This window comes from Bacillus sp. FSL R5-0416 (assembly GCF_037975425.1).
GTDB lineage: Bacteria > Bacillota > Bacilli > Bacillales > Bacillaceae > Bacillus > Bacillus subtilis.
On the sequence record NZ_CP150252.1, the window covers coordinates 1530988 to 1554666 of the forward strand.

Annotated in this window: 24 protein-coding genes; 15 read left to right on the forward strand and 9 right to left on the reverse strand. The window is 41.7% G+C overall.

The window, feature by feature from the left end; genetic code table 11:
- Positions 1-132: 132 nt before the first annotated feature.
- The 4 genes from kinC (at position 133) to ade (ending at position 4885) form a co-directional block, all read left to right on the forward strand.
- The gene (gene kinC, locus NYE20_RS08195) at positions 133-1419 is read left to right on the forward strand and encodes a two-component sensor histidine kinase KinC (RefSeq protein WP_003232333.1); all 1287 of its coding nucleotides are present in this window, start codon (positions 133-135) and stop codon (positions 1417-1419) included.
- Between the two features lie 15 nt (positions 1420-1434).
- Positions 1435-2268 carry a gamma-glutamylcyclotransferase gene (locus NYE20_RS08200; RefSeq protein ID WP_049139895.1) on the forward strand — a complete coding sequence of 278 codons (834 nt, stop codon included), beginning with the start codon at positions 1435-1437 and terminating at the stop codon, positions 2266-2268.
- A gap of 62 nt (positions 2269-2330) precedes the next feature.
- Positions 2331-2996, forward strand: coding sequence for a Ktr system potassium transporter KtrC (gene ktrC / locus NYE20_RS08205; protein ID WP_003222311.1), 666 nt, complete (start codon positions 2331-2333; stop codon positions 2994-2996).
- A 155-nt stretch (positions 2997-3151) separates the two neighbouring features.
- Positions 3152-4885, forward strand: a complete 1734-nt coding sequence (gene ade, locus NYE20_RS08210; protein WP_049139897.1) for an adenine deaminase — start codon at positions 3152-3154, stop codon at positions 4883-4885.
- 33 nt (positions 4886-4918) lie between these two features.
- Here the strand turns inward: ade and rnjA are convergent, their stop codons facing one another.
- Both rnjA and rnpZA read right to left on the reverse strand, forming a co-directional pair.
- Positions 4919-6586 carry a ribonuclease J1 gene (rnjA, locus tag NYE20_RS08215; RefSeq protein WP_003245660.1) on the reverse strand — a complete coding sequence of 556 codons (1668 nt, stop codon included), beginning with the start codon at positions 6584-6586 and terminating at the stop codon, positions 4919-4921.
- Positions 6587-6591: 5 nt separating this feature from the next.
- Entirely contained in the window at positions 6592-6801 is a 210-nt protein-coding gene (rnpZA, locus tag NYE20_RS08220; protein WP_003222303.1) for an RNA polymerase subunit omega 1, read from the reverse strand.
- A gap of 385 nt (positions 6802-7186) precedes the next feature.
- Between rnpZA and NYE20_RS08225 the strand changes: the two genes are divergently transcribed.
- Positions 7187-7960 (forward strand): Cof-type HAD-IIB family hydrolase, encoded by a 774-nt coding sequence (locus tag NYE20_RS08225; protein ID WP_015252170.1) that lies wholly within the window; start codon positions 7187-7189, stop codon positions 7958-7960.
- A 35-nt stretch (positions 7961-7995) separates the two neighbouring features.
- Here NYE20_RS08225 and def read toward each other — a convergent pair whose 3' ends face one another.
- A complete protein-coding gene (gene def / locus NYE20_RS08230) occupies positions 7996-8550 on the reverse strand; it encodes a peptide deformylase (RefSeq protein WP_003245474.1) in 555 nt (184 codons plus the stop codon).
- A gap of 109 nt (positions 8551-8659) precedes the next feature.
- Entirely contained in the window at positions 8660-8818 is a 159-nt protein-coding gene (locus tag NYE20_RS08235; protein ID WP_014476697.1) for a YjcZ family sporulation protein, read from the reverse strand.
- A 213-nt stretch (positions 8819-9031) separates the two neighbouring features.
- Here NYE20_RS08235 and NYE20_RS08240 point away from each other — a divergent pair, with 213 nt between their 5' ends.
- The 5 genes from NYE20_RS08240 (at position 9032) to lpdA (ending at position 15083) form a co-directional block, all read left to right on the forward strand.
- Positions 9032-9703: a YkyA family protein gene (locus NYE20_RS08240; RefSeq protein WP_021479365.1), complete on the forward strand. Its 672-nt coding sequence runs from the start codon at positions 9032-9034 to the stop codon at positions 9701-9703.
- A 423-nt stretch (positions 9704-10126) separates the two neighbouring features.
- Positions 10127-11242, forward strand: a complete 1116-nt coding sequence (gene pdhA, locus NYE20_RS08245; RefSeq protein ID WP_003222294.1) for a pyruvate dehydrogenase (acetyl-transferring) E1 component subunit alpha — start codon at positions 10127-10129, stop codon at positions 11240-11242.
- A gap of 3 nt (positions 11243-11245) precedes the next feature.
- Positions 11246-12223 (forward strand): pyruvate dehydrogenase complex E1 component subunit beta, encoded by a 978-nt coding sequence (pdhB, locus tag NYE20_RS08250; protein ID WP_014113660.1) that lies wholly within the window; start codon positions 11246-11248, stop codon positions 12221-12223.
- A gap of 114 nt (positions 12224-12337) precedes the next feature.
- On the forward strand, positions 12338-13666 hold the full coding sequence (gene pdhC, locus NYE20_RS08255) for a pyruvate dehydrogenase complex dihydrolipoyllysine-residue acetyltransferase (protein WP_003232311.1): 1329 nt from the start codon (positions 12338-12340) through the stop codon (positions 13664-13666).
- Positions 13667-13670: 4 nt separating this feature from the next.
- Positions 13671-15083: a dihydrolipoyl dehydrogenase gene (gene lpdA / locus NYE20_RS08260; RefSeq protein WP_003232309.1), complete on the forward strand. Its 1413-nt coding sequence runs from the start codon at positions 13671-13673 to the stop codon at positions 15081-15083.
- A gap of 44 nt (positions 15084-15127) precedes the next feature.
- Here the strand turns inward: lpdA and slp are convergent, their stop codons facing one another.
- Positions 15128-15502, reverse strand: coding sequence for a peptidoglycan-associated lipoprotein Slp (gene slp / locus NYE20_RS08265; protein ID WP_003245672.1), 375 nt, complete (start codon positions 15500-15502; stop codon positions 15128-15130).
- Positions 15503-15920: 418 nt separating this feature from the next.
- On the opposite strand from slp, the gene NYE20_RS08270 reads away from it, so the two are divergent.
- The gene (locus tag NYE20_RS08270) at positions 15921-16040 is read left to right on the forward strand and encodes a GapA-binding peptide SR1P (RefSeq protein WP_003232305.1); all 120 of its coding nucleotides are present in this window, start codon (positions 15921-15923) and stop codon (positions 16038-16040) included.
- 38 nt (positions 16041-16078) lie between these two features.
- On the opposite strand, the gene speA is transcribed toward NYE20_RS08270, so the two are convergent.
- Positions 16079-17551, reverse strand: coding sequence for an arginine decarboxylase (gene speA, locus NYE20_RS08275; RefSeq protein WP_014479695.1), 1473 nt, complete (start codon positions 17549-17551; stop codon positions 16079-16081).
- A gap of 184 nt (positions 17552-17735) precedes the next feature.
- On the opposite strand from speA, the gene NYE20_RS08280 reads away from it, so the two are divergent.
- Positions 17736-18002 carry a UPF0223 family protein gene (locus tag NYE20_RS08280; RefSeq protein WP_014479696.1) on the forward strand — a complete coding sequence of 89 codons (267 nt, stop codon included), beginning with the start codon at positions 17736-17738 and terminating at the stop codon, positions 18000-18002.
- A 32-nt stretch (positions 18003-18034) separates the two neighbouring features.
- Here the strand turns inward: NYE20_RS08280 and NYE20_RS08285 are convergent, their stop codons facing one another.
- Entirely contained in the window at positions 18035-18673 is a 639-nt protein-coding gene (locus NYE20_RS08285) for a YktB family protein (RefSeq protein WP_014479697.1), read from the reverse strand.
- A 239-nt stretch (positions 18674-18912) separates the two neighbouring features.
- Between NYE20_RS08285 and NYE20_RS08290 the strand changes: the two genes are divergently transcribed.
- From NYE20_RS08290 to NYE20_RS08300, 3 genes are all read left to right on the forward strand, one after another.
- Complete coding sequence (locus NYE20_RS08290) at positions 18913-19101, forward strand: hypothetical protein (protein ID WP_009967148.1); 189 nt, start codon at positions 18913-18915, stop codon at positions 19099-19101.
- A gap of 139 nt (positions 19102-19240) precedes the next feature.
- On the forward strand, positions 19241-20038 hold the full coding sequence (gene suhB, locus NYE20_RS08295) for an inositol-1-monophosphatase (protein ID WP_161621553.1): 798 nt from the start codon (positions 19241-19243) through the stop codon (positions 20036-20038).
- Between the two features lie 25 nt (positions 20039-20063).
- Complete coding sequence (locus NYE20_RS08300) at positions 20064-20492, forward strand: GNAT family N-acetyltransferase (RefSeq protein ID WP_072174091.1); 429 nt, start codon at positions 20064-20066, stop codon at positions 20490-20492.
- 78 nt (positions 20493-20570) lie between these two features.
- On the opposite strand, the gene NYE20_RS08305 is transcribed toward NYE20_RS08300, so the two are convergent.
- Positions 20571-21485 (reverse strand): class I SAM-dependent methyltransferase, encoded by a 915-nt coding sequence (locus tag NYE20_RS08305; protein ID WP_049139907.1) that lies wholly within the window; start codon positions 21483-21485, stop codon positions 20571-20573.
- A gap of 350 nt (positions 21486-21835) precedes the next feature.
- Positions 21836-23401 (reverse strand): neutral metalloprotease NprE, encoded by a 1566-nt coding sequence (gene nprE, locus NYE20_RS08310; protein ID WP_014479700.1) that lies wholly within the window; start codon positions 23399-23401, stop codon positions 21836-21838.
- Positions 23402-23679: the final 278 nt, after the last annotated feature.

Genomic DNA, 23679 nt, shown 5'->3' on the forward strand with positions numbered 1-23679 from the left:
TGATTACCGCCGCCTAAGATAAGACATCAAGATATTTGGTAATGAATGATTTGGGATACTTTACATATTTTACTCAATTATTTGTCGAAGAATGGTACAATAAGTAGAGAAACACAAGCGGCAGGTGGTCATATGAGAAAATATCAAGCTCGTATCATTTCCATCATTTTGGCAATGATTTTTATAATGTTTTGGGATTATTTATTTTATTTTATAGGCAAAAACCCGATTAATTGGCCTGTTGATATTGTGTATACTGCAGTCACGCTGGTAAGTGTCTGGATGCTGGCTTATTATATTGATGAGAAACAGCAGCTGGTTAAGAAAATGAAGGATAACGAATGGAAGTATAAACAGCTTTCAGAAGAAAAAAACCGCATCATGGATAATTTGCAGGAAATCGTATTTCAAACGAATGCAAAAGGCGAAATTACATATTTAAACCAAGCGTGGGCATCAATAACCGGCTTTTCAATCAGTGAATGTATGGGAACAATGTATAACGATTACTTCATAAAAGAAAAGCACGTAGCCGACCACATTAACACCCAAATTCAAAACAAAGCGTCTTCTGGCATGTTTACGGCAAAATACGTGACAAAAAACGGCACGATTTTTTGGGGAGAAGTTCATTATAAACTTTACTATGACCGGGATGACCAATTTACAGGCAGCCTGGGTACAATGTCAGATATCACTGAGCGGAAAGAGGCTGAAGATGAGCTCATTGAGATTAATGAACGGCTGGCGAGGGAATCCCAGAAACTATCAATCACAAGTGAACTTGCCGCAGGTATTGCTCATGAGGTCAGAAACCCTTTAACATCTGTCAGCGGTTTCCTCCAGATTATGAAAACACAATATCCGGACAGAAAAGACTATTTTGACATCATCTTTTCAGAGATTAAAAGAATCGATTTAGTGCTCAGCGAGCTGCTGCTGCTTGCAAAACCGCAGGCAATCACATTTAAAACACACCAGCTTAATGAGATCTTGAAACAAGTCACGACATTGCTTGATACCAATGCAATTCTGTCCAATATCGTCATAGAGAAAAATTTCAAAGAGACAGATGGCTGTATGATTAATGGAGACGAAAATCAGCTGAAGCAGGTCTTTATCAACATCATTAAAAACGGAATTGAGGCAATGCCAAAGGGCGGTGTCGTAACCATTTCAACTGCTAAAACCGCCTCTCATGCAGTGATAAGCGTAAAGGATGAAGGAAACGGCATGCCGCAGGAAAAGCTGAAGCAGATTGGCAAACCTTTTTATTCAACAAAAGAAAAGGGCACTGGACTGGGACTTCCCATTTGTTTGAGAATCCTGAAGGAACATGACGGGGAATTGAAAATCGAAAGTGAAGCTGGAAAAGGCAGCGTCTTTCAAGTGGTTTTGCCTTTAAAATCAGACAGCTGAGAGGAGAAAAATAAAGTGAACTCGCTTCTGTTTGTATACGGGACATTAAGAAAGTATGAAAAAAACCATCATTTGCTGGCACAATCGGCATGTATCAATGAGCAGGCGAGAACAAAGGGAAGTTTGTTTGCTGCAAAAGAGGGGCCCACAGTTGTTTTCAATGATGAAGATGAAGGCTATATATACGGCGAAGTATATGAAGCAGATGAATTGTGTATACATAAGCTCGATCAATTTTTTCAAGGATATCATAAACAAACGGTGTTTGTAGAAACGGATGTCGGGATTAAAAATGCGCTTATTTATTTTATGAACAAAGACGGGTTTGCCGGCTTTACGAAAATAAGCAGCGGCGACTGGAAAGAACATCAGATGATCAGCAAATCGAAAAATCCCATTTATTATTTTGCCTATGGATCATGCATGGATAATGCCCGCTTTCAAAAAGCGGGAGTCGATCACTATTTTCAAGATCCAGTAGGAAGAGCTGTTTTAAAAGGATACACAACCCGCTTCACGCTAAAAAGGGATGACGGTTCAAGAGCGGACATGTTGGAAGACGGAGGAACAACAGAAGGCGTTTTATACCGTATTCCTTATTCTGCTCTCTCCTATCTATATAAAAGGGAGGGCGTCGAATCTCTTACGTATCGGCCGGCATTTGTAGACGTTGAAGCTGGCGGAAGGCACTACAAAGACTGCTTAACCTTTCTCGTCCTCCAAAAAGAAGCGGAAATTGCCCCGCCTCAGCACTATCAGATTGAAATCGAACGCGGAGCGGAGCTGTATTTGTCGCCTGAGTTTACTGAAAAGCTCAAGCGGCATATGAATTCGCTGCCAAAAGGATAACACTGTAACAAAAGAATATGATAAAATTTGATCAATATCATGTCATATAAAGGAGCACCATGATGAAAAAAGAATTTGCGGTAATTGGGCTGGGCCGTTTTGGTGGCAGTATTTGCAAAGCATTAAGCGAAGAAGGCGTCGAGGTTATGGCAATGGATATCGATGAAGATAAAGTCAACGAGTATGCCAAGATTGCATCTCACGCAGTTATCGGTGATTCGACAGACGAATCTGTCCTGAAAAATTTAGGCCTGCGAAATTTTGACCACGTTATTGTAGCAATCGGGGAAAATATTCAAGCGAGTATTTTAACGACACTCATTCTGAAAGAACTTGGCGTCCATACAATTACAGTTAAAGCGCAGAACGATTATCACGAAAAAGTGCTGTCTAAAATTGGCGCGGATCACATCGTCCACCCAGAACGCGATATGGCAAAACGAATTGCGCATAATATCGTGTCCAACAATGTACTTGACTATTTGGAGCTGTCTGAAGAGCATAGTCTTGTTGAAATCGTAGCTAACAGCCGCCTGGCTGGAAATACACTTCTCGATTTAGATATTCGCGCAAAATACGGTATTAATATCGTAGCCATAAAAAGGGGCAAGGAAGTCATCGTATCACCGCTTGCAACCGAAGTCATCCACCAAGAAGATATACTCATTGTTATTGGATCAGTTACAGACATCTCCCGTTTTGAAAAAAGAGTTCTTCATACTAAATAGCAGTCAAATAAGCCGTCCTCAAAGGGCGGTTTTTCATATTATCAGAATATAACAACTTTAATGAACTGAGCGCCAATTTCTTAAAATTTCATTGACTAAGCACAGGCGTTCCGATAGCATATTGTACCATATAATAAAAAAGAGGAGGGGCCTATTTGAATAAAGAAGCGCTAGTCAATAGGCTGAATGCTTCAGCAAAAAGACAAAAAGCTGATATCGTCATTAGGAACGGAAAAATCATGGACGTATATAATCAAGAATGGATATATGAAGATATTGCGATTACAGATGGAGTTATTGTAGGCCTCGGTGAGTATGAAGGCGAAAATATTATTGATGCAGAGGGACAAATGATTGTTCCGGGTTTTATTGATGGACATGTACATATTGAGTCATCAATGGTTACACCGATTGAGTTCGCTAAAGCAGTGTTGCCTCATGGCGTGACGACGGTTGTTACAGATCCGCATGAGATCGCAAATGTGTCTGGTGAAAGAGGGATTGTGTTTATGCTTGAACAAGCTCGGCATACACCTTTGAATATCCATTTTATGCTTCCTTCCAGTGTGCCTGCCGCAAGTTTTGAGCGATCAGGCGCAATTCTCAAAGCTGCCGATCTCAAGCCTTTTTATGAAGAAGAAGAAGTATTAGGGCTGGCTGAAGTTATGGATTATGTGTCGGTTCAGCAGGCTGAAAAAGACATGGTTCAGAAACTGCTCGATGCCCGTGTTGCAGGAAAACGGATAGACGGTCATTTAGCTGGTTTATCAACAGACCTCATTAACATTTACAGAACCGCATTTGTCTTAAATGACCATGAAGTAACATCGAAGGAAGAAGCCCTTGATCGTATCAGAAGGGGCATGTATGTCATGATGCGTGAAGGATCTGTCGCCAAAAACACGCTCAATGTGCTGCCGGCGGTGAATGAAAAGAACGCACGCCGGTTCTTTTTTTGTACGGATGATAAGCATGTGGATGATTTATTGTCAGAGGGAAGTGTAAACCATCAGGTGAAAATGGCGATTCAAGCCGGACTTGATCCGTTTTTAGCCTATCAATTAGGAAGCCTCAATGCGGCCGAATGCTACGGATTAGATACAAAGGGAGCGATTGCCCCGGGTTTTGACGCTGATTTGCTCTTTGTATCTGATCTGGAAAATGTCACTGTCACAATGACGATGATAAAAGGGCAGACTGTTGCTGAAGACAGCAAAGCGGTCTATCAGGATCATGCTTCAACTGCAGCACCAGATCAGGCACTGCTTGATTCTGTTAAGCTTGCTGCTCCTCTTAACAAACAGGATTTTCATATGCCAATCGATTCAGAGCAGCAGATCAATGTCATTCAAATCATACCAAATCAGCTTGAAACAAGATTAGTACAAGTTCCGGCTCCTGTTGCCCGCGAATTTGAGCCTGACACTGAGCTTGATTTGTTAAAGATTGCAGTTGTTGAGCGGCATAAAGGATTAAAAGAAACCGGACTTGGTGTTGTGAAAGGTTTTGGATTCAAGAGCGGAGCGATTGCCACAACCATTTCACACGACTCCCATAATATTATTGCTGTCGGAACGAATGATGAGGATATCGCGGCGGCAGTTAATAAGCTGCAGGAAATTGGCGGAGGATTAACGATTATAAAAAATGGGGAAGAGCTCCATTCAGTACCGCTGCCGATTGCAGGGTTATTATCCGACCAATCTGCAGAGCAAGTGAATCAAAGCTTGCTGACGCTTCATGATAAATTGCCGTTAATCGGTTTCACAGGCGGATTTAATCCATTTTTGACATTGTCGTTTTTAGCGTTGCCTGTCATTCCTGATATTAAAATGACGACTACGGGCTTATTCGATGTAAAATCATTTCAACACATATCACTGCAATAAAAAGAGGCACTCCCTTAGGGAGTGCCTCTTTTTTTAAACCTCCATAATGATCGGCAGGATCATTGGACGGCGCTTTGTTTTTTCGTACAAGAAAGGTGCAAGCGTGTCTGTAATCTCGTTTTTGATTTCAGACCATTGAGTCGTTTTTCGTTCCATTACTTTTTGTAAGTGATTTGAAATGAGCTCTTGAGCGTCGTTGATCAAGTCGCCAGATTCTCTCATGTACACAAATCCTCTGGAAATCAAATCTGGGCCCGCTGAAATCTTGAAGTCGTCCATGTCAATGCTGACAACAACGATGACAAGTCCTTCTTCAGAGAGAATTCTGCGATCACGAAGTACGATATTGCCAATATCACCGATACCGCTTCCGTCAATGTACACTGAACCGGACGGGATTTTTCCTGCAACTGAAGCCTCGTCGCCTTTAAGCGCTAATACTTCACCATTATCCATGATAAAGCAGTTTTCCTCTGGGATGCCACAATCTGTTGCAAGTTTGACATGCATCTTTTGCATTCTGTACTCACCGTGAATCGGCATGAAGAATTTAGGTTTGATTAAACGAAGCATCAGCTTCTGTTCTTCCTGTCCGCCGTGACCGGATGTATGGATATCGTTAAGAGGGCCATGAATAACCTCAGCACCCGCACGATACAGCTGGTTGATTGTTCGACTCACGCTGATTGTGTTGCCTGGGATAGGGGATGAAGAAAATACGACTGTATCCCCAGGATTGATTGAAATTTGGCGGTGTGTGCCGTTTGCAATTCTTGATAACGCCGCCATTGGTTCTCCTTGGCTTCCTGTACATAAAATTGTTACTTTATTAGCAGGCATACGATTGATTTCGTTATGCTCAATAAACGTATTTTTAGGACAGTTAATATAACCGAGTGTCTGTCCAATTTCGATAGCCGATTCCATACTGCGTCCAAATACGGCAACTTTTCTTCCATTTTGTACAGCAGCTTCAATTACCTGCTGCAAGCGGTGAATATTCGACGCAAATGTAGCGAAGATAATTCGGCCGTCCACCTTGCGGAAAATGTCATGAATGCTTTCTCCTACACGGCGCTCAGACATGGTAAACTCCGGATTTTCACTGTTTGTGCTGTCTGAAAGAAGGCACAAAACGCCTTCTTTACCGATTTCGGCCATTTTCGTTAAGTTTGCCGGCTCGCCGACTGGAGTAAAGTCGAATTTAAAATCCCCAGTATGTACGATGTTTCCGGGCGGCGTTTTTACAACAATGCCGTAGGAATCCGGAATACTGTGTGTTGTTCTGAAGAATGACACAGCCGTTTTTCGGAACTTTACAATATCATCCTCGCCGATAATGTTCAGTTTCGTCTGTCTCAATAATCCATGCTCTTCAAGTTTATTCCGAAGTAAGCCGATCGCGAGTTTTCCGCCGTATACAGGAATATTCACTTGTCTAAGCAGGTATGGAATACCGCCGATGTGGTCTTCGTGCCCGTGGGTGATAAAAAGCCCTTTAATTTTATCTTCGTTTTTGACTAAATACGTATAATCAGGGATGACGTAGTCAATTCCGAGCAGTTCGTCCTCGGGAAACTTGATCCCCGCATCAATCAGTACAATTTCATCCTGGAATTGCACCGCGTACGTATTTTTACCGATTTCGCCCAAACCTCCGAGGGCGAAAACAGCAGTCTGATCATTTTTTACAAATTTCATACCGCTCATAACTCCAATACTTTAAAATTTTCGCTCTGTTGTTCATATTCTAAGAATGCACCATCAACAGGTGTAATAAACTCAATATTAAATTTCTTTTCTTTCAGCTTTGTTCTGACGTCACGCTCAGATACGCCTTCAATATAAAGTGAATCTGTCTTTTCCCGAACAGGTACTTCGTCAGCCTTCTCTTGATAAAATACCTTATAAATCATTCCAAATCTCTCCTTAAATGCCGTATGTTAGACTCGCTCATTCTATTATATTCGAAAACGGAATATAAGGAAAGCCTTGAGCAAAATAAGGATCTCTCAAAAAGTGAAAGATCCCTTGTCAGGCAATTGCTTTCTTACGGAGCATTCCGTTCCATTGTCTTCTGAGTTTCTTTCTTAATTTACGCAGCATTAGCCAGTCCCTCCTTTAATGAAAAATTTGTCCCAGAGTTCTTTTATACAAATAGTATACGGAGATTGAGGAAGACTTTTCGTGGTTATTAATGGAATTTAATATGATTTTTGAACGAAATTGTTTGCTGAATGACAATCTTTTTGTATGATGAGGGTGGGAATTGCAGACCAAGACGATAAAGGGGAAGTTGCGATGGATTCTAAATTAATCTTTTTTGATATTGACGGCACAATATATGATCATGATAAGAATATACCGGAAAGTACGAGAAAAACCGTGGCGGAGCTGCAGCGCCAAGGGCATCATGTGTTTATTGCCAGCGGCCGGTCTCCATTTTTGGTTAAGCCGATTTTGGAGGAGCTGGGCATCCACTCATTTATTTCCTACAATGGACAGTTTGTTGTCTTTGAAAATCAAGTGATTTATAAAAATCCGCTGCCTGAAGATGCAATCAGACGATTATTAAAGCAGGCGGATGAAGGCAAGCATCCTGTTGTGTTTATGGCCGAGGACACGATGAAAGCGACTGTTGCGGATCACCCTCATGTTCTCGAGGGAATCGGCAGCCTTAAAACCGATTACCCAGAGACCGATGACCTTTTTTATGAAGGAAAAGAAATTTTTCAGCTTCTTTTATTTTGTCAGGATGAAGAAGAAAAAGCTTATGCCGCTTTTCCTGAGTTTGATCTAGTTCGCTGGCATGAGCTATCGACTGATGTTCTGCCGCACGGAGGTTCGAAGGCAGAAGGAATCAAAAAAGTGATTGAGCGTCTTCCGTTTGATATCGGCGATACATATGCTTTCGGCGACGGATTAAATGATCTGCAAATGATTGAATATGTAGGGACAGGCGTAGCTATGGGAAATGCTGTTCCCGAACTGAAAGAAATCGCGGACTTTGTAACAAAGCCGGTGGATGAAGATGGAATTGCATACGCTGTCAAAGAATTGGGCCTTTTAAAATAAAGAAACGGCTGGCATTGTGCCAGCCGTTTTTTCTTTTAGCGCTCAATTGCGATTGCATTTTCAGGTTCTTTGAAAGGATTTTCCTTATCAATATGATCATAGAACATAACGCCGTTCAAATGATCGATCTCATGCTGAAACACAATAGCCGGAAATCCTTTTAAACGAATATCAATATTTTCGCCTTCTAGTGTTGTTCCTTTTACTCTGATGCGAGCATAGCGGGGAACATAACCGGGAATCGCTTCATCTACAGAGAGGCAGCCCTCGCCGCTTGTTAAGTAGCTTTTTTCAACTGAATGGCTGACGATTTTAGGATTAAACAGAGCATAGCTGTATAATTTACCGGAAGCATCTTCCGCATGAACGGCGATCATTCGTTTTTTGATATTAATTTGAGGAGCTGCGAGCCCTACGCCAGGGCGCAGCTTGTATTTTTCGGCTAATTCCGGATTTTGGCTGTTTTTAACAAATTCGATCATGTCGGCCAGCTGCTGTTTTTCTGCATCAGTTGGAGGCAGCTCAACAGGTTCGGCAGTCTCTCTGAGGGCTGGATGGCCGTCACGTACGATGTTTTCCATAGTAATCAAGAAACTTCACTCCTAAAGCTTAATATGTAAATTATATCGGATTTCTTCACAAAGGTGCAACGAAACGAATGACCAGCCGTATATGGCTGGTCAATTTCATGCTGTGTGGTTAGCAACAGCCTCCGCCTAAATAAGCAGCTCCGACAATGATTAACAGAATGAATAAAACAACGATTAGCGCAAAGGTGCGGCCGTAGCCATATCCGTAGCCACCATATCCGTAACCACCATAACTGCAGCAGCCTCCGCCGTAACCATATCCATACATATTACATAACCTCCTCTTTTAATTACGCCAGAGCCTTTATAAGTAGGCATAGCGTCTAATATAACCTATGTAAAAACAAAAAAGTTGTATGGTCATCTGTCCTGATTTTTCACTTTTTTGATTTAATTTCAGTATTGCATTAATACAGCACGGCTATTGCCAAATGTCCCCATGGATTCTATAGTAGAAATTGTCAAGATTGGGGGATTTAACGTGAAAGACGCAATAAAACGGCGGCCTGGAATGAAGATCGGAGCTTTTTGTGCCATGGCACTGATATTAACAGGATGCATGGGACAGGACCCGGTTGATTCACTTCATCATTCATTAGAAAAAGCCGCGGAATCGGAAAAGCCGTTTCAAGAAGAACAAAAAACACTCAAAGAATTAGAGGCCAAAGAAAATCAGCTTTACGATAGTGTTATGAAGCTCAATATGGATGATTATAAAAAAATTGTTGCTTTATCTGATAAGGCGCTTGAAAATGTCAGCAAGCGCGAAGAACACCTAAAGCTTGAAAATGACAGCATGAAAAAATCGGAAACGGAATTTGAGGAAGCAAAAACGTCAGCGGAACATATTAAGGAAAAAGACATAAAAGAAAAGGCCGATGCCGCAGCAAACCATATGGAGAAAAGATATACATCATATGGCACTATGTATAAAGAGTATAAAAAAGCGCTTGAGCTTAATAAAAAACTGTATATGCAGCTGAAAGACAAAGATTTGACAAGAGATGATCTGGATCAGCAGATCGATAAAGTCAATGCTTCTTATGAAAAGATCCTTAAATATAGCGGAGAATTTAATGAACAAACCGAAAAATATAATAAAGCCCGGGAAGATTTATATGATGCTGCAGGCTATCGTGTGAAAAAGAGCTGACTCGATCAGCTCTTTTTTTGAATGAAATGCGATTCGGATTTCGTTCAAAATTTTCATTTCTATTGTAGTACAGCATAGTAAGGTATACTAGTACAGTTTTGGGTGCGGTTGGCATCTGTTTTTTTGTTGAAAATGTAAAGCGAATACATTTATTGAAAATCAGCGATGAAAACGATTGACGGTTCTTCTTTATTTGGTGTAAACTAATCCATGTTAAGCGGTGTTGTATTAGTTTTTTACAACTTCGAAATAATACAGTTCAAAGCAGAGTGTAACTATCCTACATAAAAGGTTTTGGCAAACTGGGGATCGGCTAAAATATAATACGACTTACTGCTGATACTTTAGGGTACCCTAAGTTTGTATGTATAAAAGGAATGCACGTCTAATGACTGTTTAAAAGAAAGGAAGAGGTGACTTAGTATGGCTGCAAAAACGAAAAAAGCTATCGTTGACAGTAAGAAGCAATTTGATGCCATTAAAAAGCAGTTCGAAACGTTCCAAATTTTAAATGAAAAGGGAGAAGTCGTGAATGAAGCGGCGATGCCTGATTTAACTGATGATCAATTAAAAGAGCTAATGCGCCGCATGGTATTTACGCGTGTGCTTGACCAACGCTCTATCTCATTAAACCGTCAAGGACGTCTCGGATTTTACGCTCCTACTGCGGGTCAAGAAGCTTCTCAGATTGCAACGCATTTCGCGCTTGAAAAAGAAGACTTTGTTCTTCCTGGATACCGTGATGTGCCTCAGTTAATTTGGCACGGCCTTCCATTATATCAAGCGTTTCTTTTCTCTCGCGGACATTTCAGAGGAAACCAAATGCCTGATGATGTGAATGCCCTTTCTCCACAAATCATTATCGGTGCTCAATACATTCAAACTGCCGGTGTTGCGCTAGGTCTTAAAAAACGCGGTAAGAAAGCTGTCGCAATCACTTACACTGGTGACGGCGGAGCTTCTCAAGGGGACTTCTACGAAGGAATTAACTTTGCCGGAGCTTATAAAGCACCTGCGATCTTCGTGGTACAAAACAACCGTTACGCGATTTCAACTCCTGTTGAAAAACAATCTGCAGCTGAAACAATTGCACAAAAAGCTGTAGCTGCCGGTATTGTCGGCGTACAAGTAGACGGAATGGATCCGCTTGCTGTATACGCAGCAACTGCTGAAGCACGCGAGCGTGCAATCAACGGCGAAGGTCCAACACTAATTGAAACACTTACATTCCGTTATGGCCCGCACACAATGGCTGGTGACGATCCTACTAAATATCGTACAAAAGAAATCGAAAATGAGTGGGAACAAAAAGATCCGCTTGTACGTTTCCGTGCGTTCCTTGAAAACAAAGGCTTATGGTCTGAAGAAGAAGAAGCCAAAGTAATTGAGGATGCGAAAGAAGAAATTAAGCAAGCGATCAAAAAAGCTGATGCTGAACCGAAGCAAAAAGTAACTGATTTAATGAAAATCATGTACGAAAAAATGCCTCACAACCTTGAGGAGCAATTTGAAATTTATACACAGAAGGAGTCGAAGTAAGCCATGGCGCAAATGACAATGATTCAAGCAATCACGGATGCGTTACGCACAGAACTGAAAAATGACGAAAATGTCTTAGTTTTCGGAGAAGACGTTGGTGTAAACGGCGGCGTATTCCGTGCGACAGAAGGATTGCAAAAAGAATTCGGTGAAGACCGTGTGTTTGACACGCCACTTGCTGAATCTGGTATCGGCGGTCTTGCCCTTGGTTTAGGCTTAAACGGCTTCCGTCCGGTAATGGAAATCCAATTCTTCGGATTTGTTTATGAAGTAATGGATTCAGTTTCTGGCCAAATGGCTCGTATGCGCTACCGTTCTGGCGGACGCTGGACTTCACCTGTAACAATTCGTTCTCCATTCGGCGGCGGTGTTCATACTCCTGAACTTCACGCTGACAGTTTGGAAGGTCTTGTTGCACAACAGCCTGGTATCAAAGTTGTGATTCCATCAACTCCTTACGATGCCAAAGGACTTTTAATTTCTGCGATCAGAGACAATGATCCTGTTGTCTTCTTAGAGCATATGAAGCTTTACCGTTCTTTCCGTCAGGAAGTTCCTGAAGAAGAATACACAATTGAGCTTGGAAAAGCTGACGTGAAACGTGAAGGTACCGATCTTTCAATCATCACTTACGGCGCAATGGTTCATGAATCATTAAAAGCTGCTGAGGAGCTTGAAAAAGACGGCATTTCTGCTGAAGTTGTCGACCTTCGTACAGTAAGCCCACTTGATATCGATACAATCATCGCTTCTGTAGAAAAAACAGGACGCGCGATTGTCGTTCAAGAGGCACAAAAACAAGCCGGTATTGCTGCAAACGTAGTAGCAGAAATTAATGACCGTGCGATCCTGAGCTTGGAAGCACCTGTACTTCGCGTTGCGGCGCCAGATACAGTATTTCCTTTCTCTCAAGCGGAGAGCGTTTGGCTTCCAAACCATAAAGACGTTCTTGAAACAGCAAGAAAAGTGCTTGAATTTTAATCAAACTGCATAATCGAGAGGGAAGATGAACGTTTTCCCTCTATTATATATCTGTTTTCAATGCTTACGATGTAAACTTTAAAATTGCTTAATCAAACTAGGAGGTCGAGAACTGTGGCATTTGAATTTAAACTTCCAGATATCGGGGAAGGTATCCACGAAGGCGAAATCGTAAAATGGTTTGTCAAGCCTAACGACGAGGTAGACGAAGATGATGTACTGGCTGAAGTCCAAAATGATAAAGCAGTAGTAGAAATTCCTTCACCTGTTAAAGGAAAAGTATTAGAATTAAAAGTTGAAGAGGGAACGGTTGCAACTGTTGGACAAACGATTATTACGTTTGATGCACCTGGTTACGAAGATCTTCAATTTAAAGGCAGCGACGAGTCTGACGATGCGAAAACTGAAGCACAAGTTCAGTCAACTGCAGAAGCTGGACAAGACGTTGCGAAAGAAGAGCAAGCTCAAGAGCCTGCAAAAGCTACTGGCGCAGGGCAGCAGGATCAAGCTGAAGTTGACCCGAACAAACGCGTGATCGCTATGCCTTCCGTACGTAAATATGCTCGTGAAAAAGGCGTAGACATCCGTAAGGTTACTGGTTCAGGCAACAACGGACGTGTTGTAAAAGAAGATATCGACAGCTTTGTAAACGGAGGAGCGCAAGAAGCTGCACCGCAAGAAACAGCTGCACCACAAGAAACAGCTGCTAAACCGGCTGCTGCACCAGCTCCAGAGGGCGAATTCCCAGAAACACGCGAAAAAATGAGCGGTATCCGTAAAGCAATTGCAAAAGCGATGGTTAACTCTAAACACACTGCTCCTCACGTAACGTTAATGGACGAAGTGGACGTAACAAACCTTGTTGCACATCGTAAACAGTTCAAACAAGTTGCTGCTGATCAAGGAATCAAGCTGACTTACTTGCCTTACGTTGTAAAAGCTCTTACATCTGCACTGAAAAAATTCCCTGTTTTAAACACGTCAATTGACGATAAAACAGATGAAGTCATCCAAAAACATTACTTCAACATCGGTATCGCTGCTGACACTGAAAAAGGCTTGCTTGTACCGGTTGTGAAAAATGCAGATCGTAAATCTGTCTTTGAAATTTCTGATGAGATCAATGGCCTTGCAACAAAAGCTCGTGAAGGCAAGCTTGCTCCAGCTGAAATGAAAGGCGCATCTTGCACAATTACAAACATCGGTTCTGCCGGCGGACAATGGTTCACTCCGGTTATCAACCATCCAGAAGTTGCGATTCTTGGTATCGGACGCATTGCAGAAAAAGCGATTGTTCGTGATGGCGAAATCGTAGCAGCTCCAGTCTTAGCTCTTTCTCTCAGCTTCGACCACCGTATGATCGACGGAGCAACTGCGCAAAATGCATTAAATCACATCAAGCGTTTACTGAACGATCCACAATTAATTTTAATGGAGGCGTAATGTTATGGTAGTAGGAGATTTCCCTATTGAAACAGATACTCTTGTAATTGGTGCGGGACCTGGCGGCTATGTAGCTGCCATCCGCGCTGCACAGCTTGGACAAAAAGTGACAGTCGTTGAAAAAGCAACTCTTGGAGGCGTTTGTCTGAACGTTGGATGTATCCCTTCAAAAGCGCTGATCAATGCAGGTCACCGTTATGAGAATGCAAAACATTCTGATGACATGGGAATCACTGCTGAGAATGTAACAGTTGATTTCACAAAAGTTCAAGAATGGAAAGCTTCTGTTGTCAACAAGCTTACTGGCGGTGTAGCAGGTCTTCTTAAAGGCAACAAAGTAGATGTTGTAAAAGGTGAAGCTTACTTTGTAGACAGCAATTCAGTTCGTGTTATGGATGAGAACTCTGCTCAAACATACACGTTCAAAAACGCAATCATCGCTACTGGATCTCGTCCTATCGAATTGCCAAACTTCAAATATAGTGAGCGTGTCCTGAATTCAACTGGCGCTTTGGCTCTTAAAGAAATTCCTAAAAAGCTCGTTGTTATCGGCGGCGGATACATCGGAACTGAACTTGGAACTGCGTATGCTAACTTCGGTACTGAACTTGTTATTCTTGAAGGCGGAGATGAAATTCTTCCTGGCTTCGAAAAACAAATGAGTTCTCTTGTTACACGCAGACTGAAGAAAAAAGGCAACGTTGAAATCCATACAAACGCGATGGCTAAAGGCGTTGAAGAAAGACCAGACGGCGTAACAGTTACTTTCGAAGTAAAAGGCGAAGAAAAAACGGTTGATGCTGATTACGTATTGATTACAGTAGGACGCCGTCCAAACACTGATGAGCTTGGTCTTGAGCAAGTCGGTATCGAAATGACGGACCGCGGTATCGTGAAAACTGACAAACAGTGCCGCACAAACGTACCTAACATTTATGCAATCGGTGATATCATCGAAGGACCGCCGCTTGCTCATAAAGCATCTTACGAAGGTAAAATCGCTGCAGAAGCTATCGCTGGAGAGCCTGCAGAAATCGATTACCTTGGTATTCCTGCGGTTGTTTTCTCTGAGCCTGAACTTGCATCAGTTGGTTACACTGAAGCACAGGCGAAAGAAGAAGGTCTTGACATTGTTGCTGCTAAATTCCCATTTGCAGCAAACGGCCGCGCTCTTTCTCTTAACGAAACAGACGGCTTCATGAAGCTGATCACTCGTAAAGAGGACGGTCTTGTGATCGGTGCGCAAATCGCCGGAGCAAGTGCTTCTGATATGATTTCTGAATTAAGCTTAGCGATTGAAGGCGGCATGACTGCTGAAGATATCGCGATGACAATTCACGCTCACCCAACATTGGGCGAAATCACAATGGAAGCTGCTGAAGTGGCAATCGGAAGTCCGATTCACATCGTAAAATAATTTTCATATCAAAAACAGCCCTCGCTCAAAGCGGGGCTGTTTTTTTATTTTGACAGCACATGCTGTAATGGTTTAATGATGTCTTCTTTCTTTTTCACACATCCCTCGATTTTCACCACGACATGGCGCTGATCAACAACCATAAGGGTAGGGACAGTTTCAATCTCATCTTCCCAGCCTTCTTTTTTATCATAGACCTTCATTTTATCTATTTGCTCGGGATAATCTTTTTCTAAATCAAGCAGTGCATCGTAATAAGGCGCTTCCTGGTCTATTTGGTTCTCATCAGAAAAAAACAGGATTTGTGTATGATGAATGTTGTCAATCCGGCTTTTTTTCATCGGATTGATGGTGGAAAGCGTACAGCCCGATAAAGCAAATACTATTATCAGCATGGGGAATACCGCGCGATATCGCATCTATCTTCTCCTCTGTATAAACAGTAGTTAACTAGCTTTAGTTTATCACGAGAGGCGGCTTAATCTGCTTCTTGTTACCTAATTGTTATATAATTGAAACCGTTTTTAAAGTGAGATTACATATTATATCAATCGTTTAAAATAGCAACCTGGGGTATATTGAATTTTTTGCTGCATTCTTGGATGAAAGTTCAAGAAAACGTGAAATTACATTATGTGCTGTGGCATATATATCGAGTAAAGCTTCTGTATGAAGAAGATATTGTATGAGGGAAAATGGAAAAACAAGGTGAATATGATGAGATGAAATAAAATGTGTTATACAGTTTGTTGTTGACATTTTAAATGTGACATATTAATATAATAACAACAAAAGAAATTAAGCGTTTTCAAATTTCAAAGAAATGGGGAATAAGAGATGGGTACGATTGTTTGCCAAGATTGCAACGAAGCCATTCATTACTTTGAAGATGAGAAAGTGACAACATTATACGGAACATGCTGCGGACAATGTCAATGTCCTGTTGATGAAGAGTAAAAAAAGCATGCGGCTTAAAGCCGCATGCTTTTTATTTTTTATTGAATTGCTTTTTGTTCTTTGATGACTCGGATCATATGTAAAGTCGAGTCCTCAGGTCCTTGAACAGGGAGGCCTGCGTCAAGGTTTTTAAAAATGTAGCTGATGTTTTCTTCTGTAATAATTTCTCCTGGGATGAAGATTGGAATACCAGGCGGATATACCATGACAAATTCAGCAATAATCCGTCCGGATGCTTCTTTTAATGGGATGACTTCCGTATTTGCATAGAAAGCATCACGCGGAGTCATTGCCAATAAAGGTATTTCTGGAAGCAGAACCTCAGTTTGCTGATGTGTTACATCTTGTTCTGACATTTGCTGTGCGATCTCAGTTAAAGCCTCTACAAGCCGGTCTGCATCATTTTGGCTGTCACCAGGAGTGAAAATACACAAAATATTGTACAGATCAGAAAGCTCAACCTCAATATTAAAGGATTCACGAAGCCATTTTTCCACGTCATGTCCTGTCAGGCCAAGACTTTTCACAGAGATAATCAATTTTGTCGGATCATAGCTGTAAGCTGCTTTCGACCCAAGAATCTCAGAACCGACACAATAAATGCCTTCAATCTGGTTGAGGCGATCTCTCGTCTGATTGGCAAGCTTTAGTGTTTCCTCAGCAAGCTGGTGGCCTTCTGTTGCAAGGCGTTTTCTGGCAACATCCAAAGAAGCAAGAAGCAAGTAAGAAGTTGACGTAGTTGTCAGCATGCTCAGGATGGATTGCACTCTGTCTTTTGATACAAGGCCCTCTCTCATGTTTAAAATCGAACTTTGCGTGAGTGATCCGCCCAGCTTGTGTACACTTGTCGCTGCTATGTCCGCTCCTGCCTGCATAGCCGATAGCGGCAATTCGTCGTGAAAATGAATGTGAACGCCGTGTGCTTCATCCACAAGCACTGGCACATCAAACGAATGAGCGAGTTCTACGATGCTTTTTAAGTCGGCTGCAACACCGAAATATGTCGGGTTGATGACGAGAAGCCCTTTTGCATCCGGATGTTCGGTAAGCGCCCGTTTAGCAGATTCAAGTGTAATGCCGTGGGAGATGCCCAATTCATTGTCAATTTCAGGATGAATAAAAATTGGAACCGCTCCGGAAAATACAATAGCTGTCATAATTGATTTATGAACATTTCTTGGAATAATAATTTTATCACCAGGTCCGCAAACAGCCATTACCATTGTCATAATGGCGCCGCTTGTTCCTTGAACAGAAAAAAATGTATGATCCGCTCCAAATGCTTCAGCAGCCAGATCTTGTGCTTGTTTAATAATGCCTTTTGGCGCGTGCAGATCGTCTAATGGTTCAATATTAATTAAATCTATGCTTAACGCGTTTTCACCGATAAATTGTCTGAATTCTGGGTCCATTCCTGCCCCTTTTTTATGGCCGGGAATGTGGAATTGAACAGGCTGTCTGCTTGCATGCTTTTTCAGTCCTGTGTATAAGGGTGTTTCATGTTGCGACAATTGTTTTCCCACCTTTGTAATCATACCTATGCATAATAGTGTGTATTAAAATCAGTTTCTCAACCGTTTTTTAGACGTAAAACAAATGAATTATATTATGAACTTGAAAGAATGTAAAGAACAATTTATGATCAAATGAAGATGCTTTCTCTTAAGGGAAGTAAATCTACAAGGAGTGAAGAAAATGGAGTATCAATATCCGATGAATGAAGATTGGACAACCGAAGAAGCAGTGGATGTGATTGCATTTTTCCAGCAGGTTGAGCTTGCATATGAAAAAGGGGCGGATCGTGAAGAACTGCTTAAAGCTTACCGCCGTTTCAAGGAAATTGTACCGGGGAAGGCCGAGGAAAAAAAGCTATGCGGCGAGTTTGAGGAACAAAGTACATATTCTCCTTATCGCACGGTCAAACAGGCGAGAGAATCTGATATCGCGAAGATTAAGATGTAAGAAAAAGAGCCGGGGGATATCCCGGCTCTTTTTTATGCTTGTGATACTTTTTGGGTGAGACGGTACAGAAAAGCAAGCTGCTTAAAGGCATCGTCGATACGCTGAAGGAATTCCTGGTTATTCATATTCAGCACTTCTTCTTTTTGGAGCTGGATGCCGCATAACAGCTCAGCTTTCTTTACAGTCTGCAAACGCTCAAACAGTGTCTTCAGCTGTTCCTTGTCCATTTCAGACTGTTTATGTACTCCCGGTTTTGTGTGATCTGCAGACCAAACGAAGCTGTCAGGGATATTTTTCGTAATGGTTTCTTGGTTCATTTCAAGCAATTTGCCGTATTCTTCTTTGATAGGGGATTCATAAATAATCGCAAACCACACAAAGACATGGCTTTCCCATAAACCAATTTGGAAATGCGGCAGTTTTTTATAGCCTCTTTTGCTGTTTGCGAACGCCACCCAGCTGTCAGCAGGGGGATTGACGGATCTTCTTGCATGCTTTGCCACATGCGGAAACATTTCATCTCCGGTTAAAGCTGATAAAGTTGGGGCAAAATGTTCGCCTAGAGCTGTAAGCTTCGGACGGACCGTCTCTTTTAATACTTCCATGCGCGCGTCTAAGCCTTCTATTGTAAATGTGTTAAAGTCCTCTTCAGTGAAACGCATTTGTGTCATGATTTTCCTCCTTCATGCTAAGTATACATATTTTATCACAGTTCATACGAGCTTCAAAAAGATTGAGTGCGTTTGAAGTAAGGGGAAATGTGGTAATAAACGAATAGGTAAACACACAATTTTCAGAATCATGTTGCGCGTAAATAGAACAATCATACGATATAAGAAGTAATCATTGTTGAATGGCAAAATGGGATGCTTTTTTACAAACAAATGATCTCTGGAAGGGGCGAAAGACAATGAGGCAAGTTGTAAAAGAGGGATTTAAGGAAGAGAAAAACAATCGTGTTGCTGTCTGGAGACTAGAGGTTGATTATGAATTGGCAACCCTATATGAAGCAATGCAGAAAGAAAATGAAGAGCAGATTGAACAAAGCAAAAACAAACTTGAGCGACTTAGAAAAGAATGGATTCGTCTTAACGGGTAAAAAAGCGATAGTGAAAACGAACCGCATGAATGGTTCGTTTTTACGTGAGAAGGGATATTTTTCATTTTCCTTGCTTTTTCATTGCCGTTATCAGTATCCTATAAAATAAAAGGTCTACATAGAAGAGAGGTACGAACGAATGACAAATTGGACGGAAATTGATGAGATTGCAAAGAAATGGATAAGAGAAGCAGGCGCGAGAATTAAACAATCCATGCATGAAAGCCTGACAATTGAAACGAAATCAAATCCGAATGATTTAGTCACCAATATTGACAAAGAAACCGAAAAGTTTTTCATTGATCGAATTCAAGAAACATTTCCGGGACATCGGATACTCGGTGAAGAGGGGCAAGGAGACAAAATCGACTCACTTGAGGGAGTCGTATGGATTATTGATCCGATTGATGGGACGATGAATTTTGTGCACCAGCAAAGAAATTTTGCGATTTCCATTGGGATTTTTGAAAACGGTGAAGGGAAAATCGGTTTAATTTATGATGTGGTGCACGATGAGCTGTATCACGCATTTAGCGGCAGAGGAGCTTATATGAATGAAACGAAGCTGGCTCCATTAAAAGAAACCGTCATTGAAGAAGCGATTCTTGCCATTAATGCAACATGGGTAACGGAAAACAGAAGAATTGATCAAAGTGTGTTAGCGCCACTTGTGAAAAGAGTCAGAGGCACACGCTCATACGGTTCTGCCGCTTTAGAGCTGGCAAATGTCGCGGCAGGAAGAATAGATGCTTACATCACGATGCGCCTTGCGCCATGGGACTACGCAGCCGGCTGTGTGCTGTTAAATGAAGTAGGAGGCATCTATACGACCATTGAAGGAGAGCCGTTTACCTTTTTAGAAAACCACAGTGTGCTAGCCGGAAACCCATCTATACATAAAACGATATTTGAAGAGTATCTTCATGCTGGGAAGTAGGCCATTTGAGCAGGATGATCTCAGCTTGTTAGAAAAGCTCGCGGAGGCTCATCCTGTATGGAAAGAGGAGGAGTTTGGAGATAAAGATGCACAAGACTATATCATCTCCTATTCCATGTACAACGGGGTATGGCTTGTATGGGAAAAAGACGGTCTGCCTGTTGCCGTCAGCTACCATCTCGAGTGGTCTCCTTCAAACGGTAAGCCGTGGCTCGGAACGGTCCTGATTGACCCGGCTGAAGAAAAAAAGGGACATGCGAAGATGATCATTGAACAGATCAGCAAATTGCTTAGAGCCAAACACAAAGCGATGTTTGCGGGAGTTCCCATTGAGCGCAGTGAATGGATACTGTTTTTAAGCCAATGCGGCTTTGAACAGCTGAAAACGGAAAAAGATGAGAAAGGCAAATCATTTATGATCTTGGTGAAGCCTTTAGCAGAAGCTGCCGTATGATAACGGCAGCTTATTTGCTGCATGCGGGTTCAATAAAAAGCCTCTCAAAACATTGAGAGGCTTCTGATGATTTGAAAATTATTTTTTTACCGCATGAATATAATGAATCGTTTCAAACGCTGACAAATTGTCTTTTCGATTACTAAAGAAAAGGTCATTGATGTCGTCTGGTGATAGATGTTCATAGATCAGTAAACCAGATGACTCTAACAGATGTTCAATCTCTTGATAAGTGAAACATGATTTCATCGGTTCCCCGCTTGCGGCAGCCATCTTCACCATATGTTCAACTCGATTCGACGTCCCCTTTGCTGTAAAAAGTGTTTCGTCCGCATAATCAAAAACAATAGAGCTTCCAGGCGGGACATGAGAAAATAAATTGCTTATCAAGCTTGCATTTTCTTCCTGTGTTACATAATAAGACACTCCGAGAAGGCTGAAGAATGTTTTTGTGTTCTTAAATCCTTCATCTAAAAGAGGATCATATGAAAACGTTTTGGTGAAATCCATAGGAACAAAATGAAGATGACCCGGAATTGTCAGATTTGCATCCTTCAGCTTATTTTTTTTGAATTGCTGTGTAGCCGGATGGTCAACCTCGAAAACCTGTAAGCTGTTTTCTAATTCTGGATGCCGAAAGCAGAAAGTATCCAGCCCCGCTCCAAGAATGACATACTGTTTTGCTCCCAGCATTAATTCGTTGTGCAAGACTTTTTCACAATAAGAAGCACGTGCTAGGGGCGTGGGAGACAGCTGGATTTGTGCAACCCATTTTAATATTTTTTCAGGATCATTTTGAAGACGTTCGGCGATCTCTTTGTTGAAAAACGATATTCCTTGAATCATATTTTTACTGATGTCGATAAACTCTTTTTCGTTAATGAGATCTTTTGCGATAAAATCATCAAAAATAAGAGGTGTGTCATATCGGCTGTGATATGCACGGGCAAAAGCTGAAATTAGAGACGTTAAGCTGGACTCATTTTTCCTCATGAAATGATCCTCCACAAAAAATAAGATTCCCCTGGCCAGGAGAATCTTATTATACATACAAATATATTAATAGTAAATTTTAGCATAAATAAATTTTTTTGTCAATGTTTTTGCTCTTAACTGGACGCGCGATCCTTCACATAGCCACGTGACCTGTAGCAGAATTCGTCTATCAATTATGTGGACTGAATCATTAGCTTTTATAAAATGCGCACTTGCGGCTGCATCCCTCTTTTTGCAAATCAGAAGCGGTTGCTGTCTCATGACAGCATCTTTTCGTTGTTTCTGCTGAAGAGAGAAATCAAGATATGTAACAAAAAAGCCTGAGGGATCTCAGGCTTTTCCTAATATTACAATCCAACAGCATTCCAGGCTGCTTCAACTTTAGCGGCATCAGTTGAGCCGTAGAGGTCACGGGCAGACTGAATGAGAGCTGCCTTGGCATCTTTGAACGTGGAAGAAGGCGTGAGGTACGTTGTTAACGCACGGTAATAGATTTGCTGTGATTTAGATACACCAAGTTTTGTGATGGTGTTGTAAGCGGCTTTGTTTGGAATTCCGCTGTTTGTGTGTACACCGCCATAATCGCCTTCATCTGTGTTTGGAAGGTTTCTGTAATTGGCGTAATTGTCAGGCTGGTTGTATTTTGTAGGGTTGGACAGGCTGCGAAGAGCAGGCTGGCTGACCGTAATGTCTTCACCGATGTCCCAGTCTTCTGTATCGTTAAAATACCCGAATACGTCAGAGAAAGACTCGTTTAATGCACCTGGCTGATTTTCATAAATCAAGTTGGCTGTTTCTTGGGTGACGCCATGTGTCATTTCATGCGCTGTCACATCTAATGAGCCGGAAAGCGGAGAGAAGAATGAACCGTCGCCATCACCGTAAATCATCTGGTCTCCTGTCCATGCAGCGTTATTGTATTGAGTGCCGTAGTGAACGGAAGAAACGATTTTACTGCCTCTGTTATCATAGCTGTTTCGTTTAAAGTTTGAATAAAAATAATCGTACACTTTACCGAGGTTATAGTGTGCGTCAACGGCTGCCCGCTGTGATGAAGATGTAAATGTTTTCGTTGTGCTTGAGACAAGCGTGCCCGGAAGGCGGCTTTGTCTGTTTTGCAAATCATATGTGATGATTTGGGTGCCTGTTGGTTTTGAAAGATCTCTTAGAACATATTTTCCGCCTTCATAAGAGATGTTCAAAGGAACAGTTGCGCCCTTTAGAGTTGTTCCGCTTCCAGTGGCGGCGGCATGTTCTACTTTATTTTGCTGTTTTAAAATGCTGCCTGTTTCAGCGTCAACTAAGACTTCCCAGTTTGCAGGTTCAGGCTCGACATAGCGAATCGTCACGTCGTAAGCAAGACGATAGCTGCCGTCCTTTGTTTCTATCGCTTTCAATTCGGCTTTATTGCTGTTTTTGGCCGCTCCGTTAGAAACAGCGTCTGGTGATTTGCCGATAGCTTTGAAAGCGAGTGCCAGCGCTTTTTCAGAAGAGACTTTTTGGCTGTTATCTGTTTTTGCAGCAGATTGATTGTGTAATTCACCATTGACCGCATAGACATTATCGGATTTATCGACGTGAACGATCACTTGCGAATCTTTAATTGGCACTCCGTTAACGACAGGCGCATATCGAAAGTGCTTGTATCCAAGGGCATCAGTCGTGCTTTCAACAAGCTTTAGCCTTTTGGAAGGGTCACCTTTAAAAATGTTGCTGTTCTTTTTCAAAAACTGCTTGACAGCCTTGTCATTTGGTGCAGAGAGTTCTGATTGCGCAATCGCGTTTTTGGAGAGGAAATTTGTTTGATTCTCTTTAAGCTGATGACCTTCAGCAGCCTGAACACCAGGAAGGCTGATTGATAAACTCATAAACGAAGCAGCGACAGCAACAGACAATTTCTTACCTAAACCCACAATAAATCCCCCTTTTTGAAAATACTGAAAACTTTATATTGTTATATTAAACTAGCATTCTGGAATACTCAACAAAAACTAACATAACTAGACAAAATTGATAGTATTGTCCTGTGTTTGTTTTTGTTGAATAATATCAAGATGAGTCAAGTGTCATGTGACGGTTCACTCAAGAGTTATGTTTTTTACATATCAAGGGGAAGATGAGATATTTTTGTTTCAACTTGAAACTTTTTGAAAAGTCCGCTGTCTAACCGAATGAGGCCTTAATAAGAAGT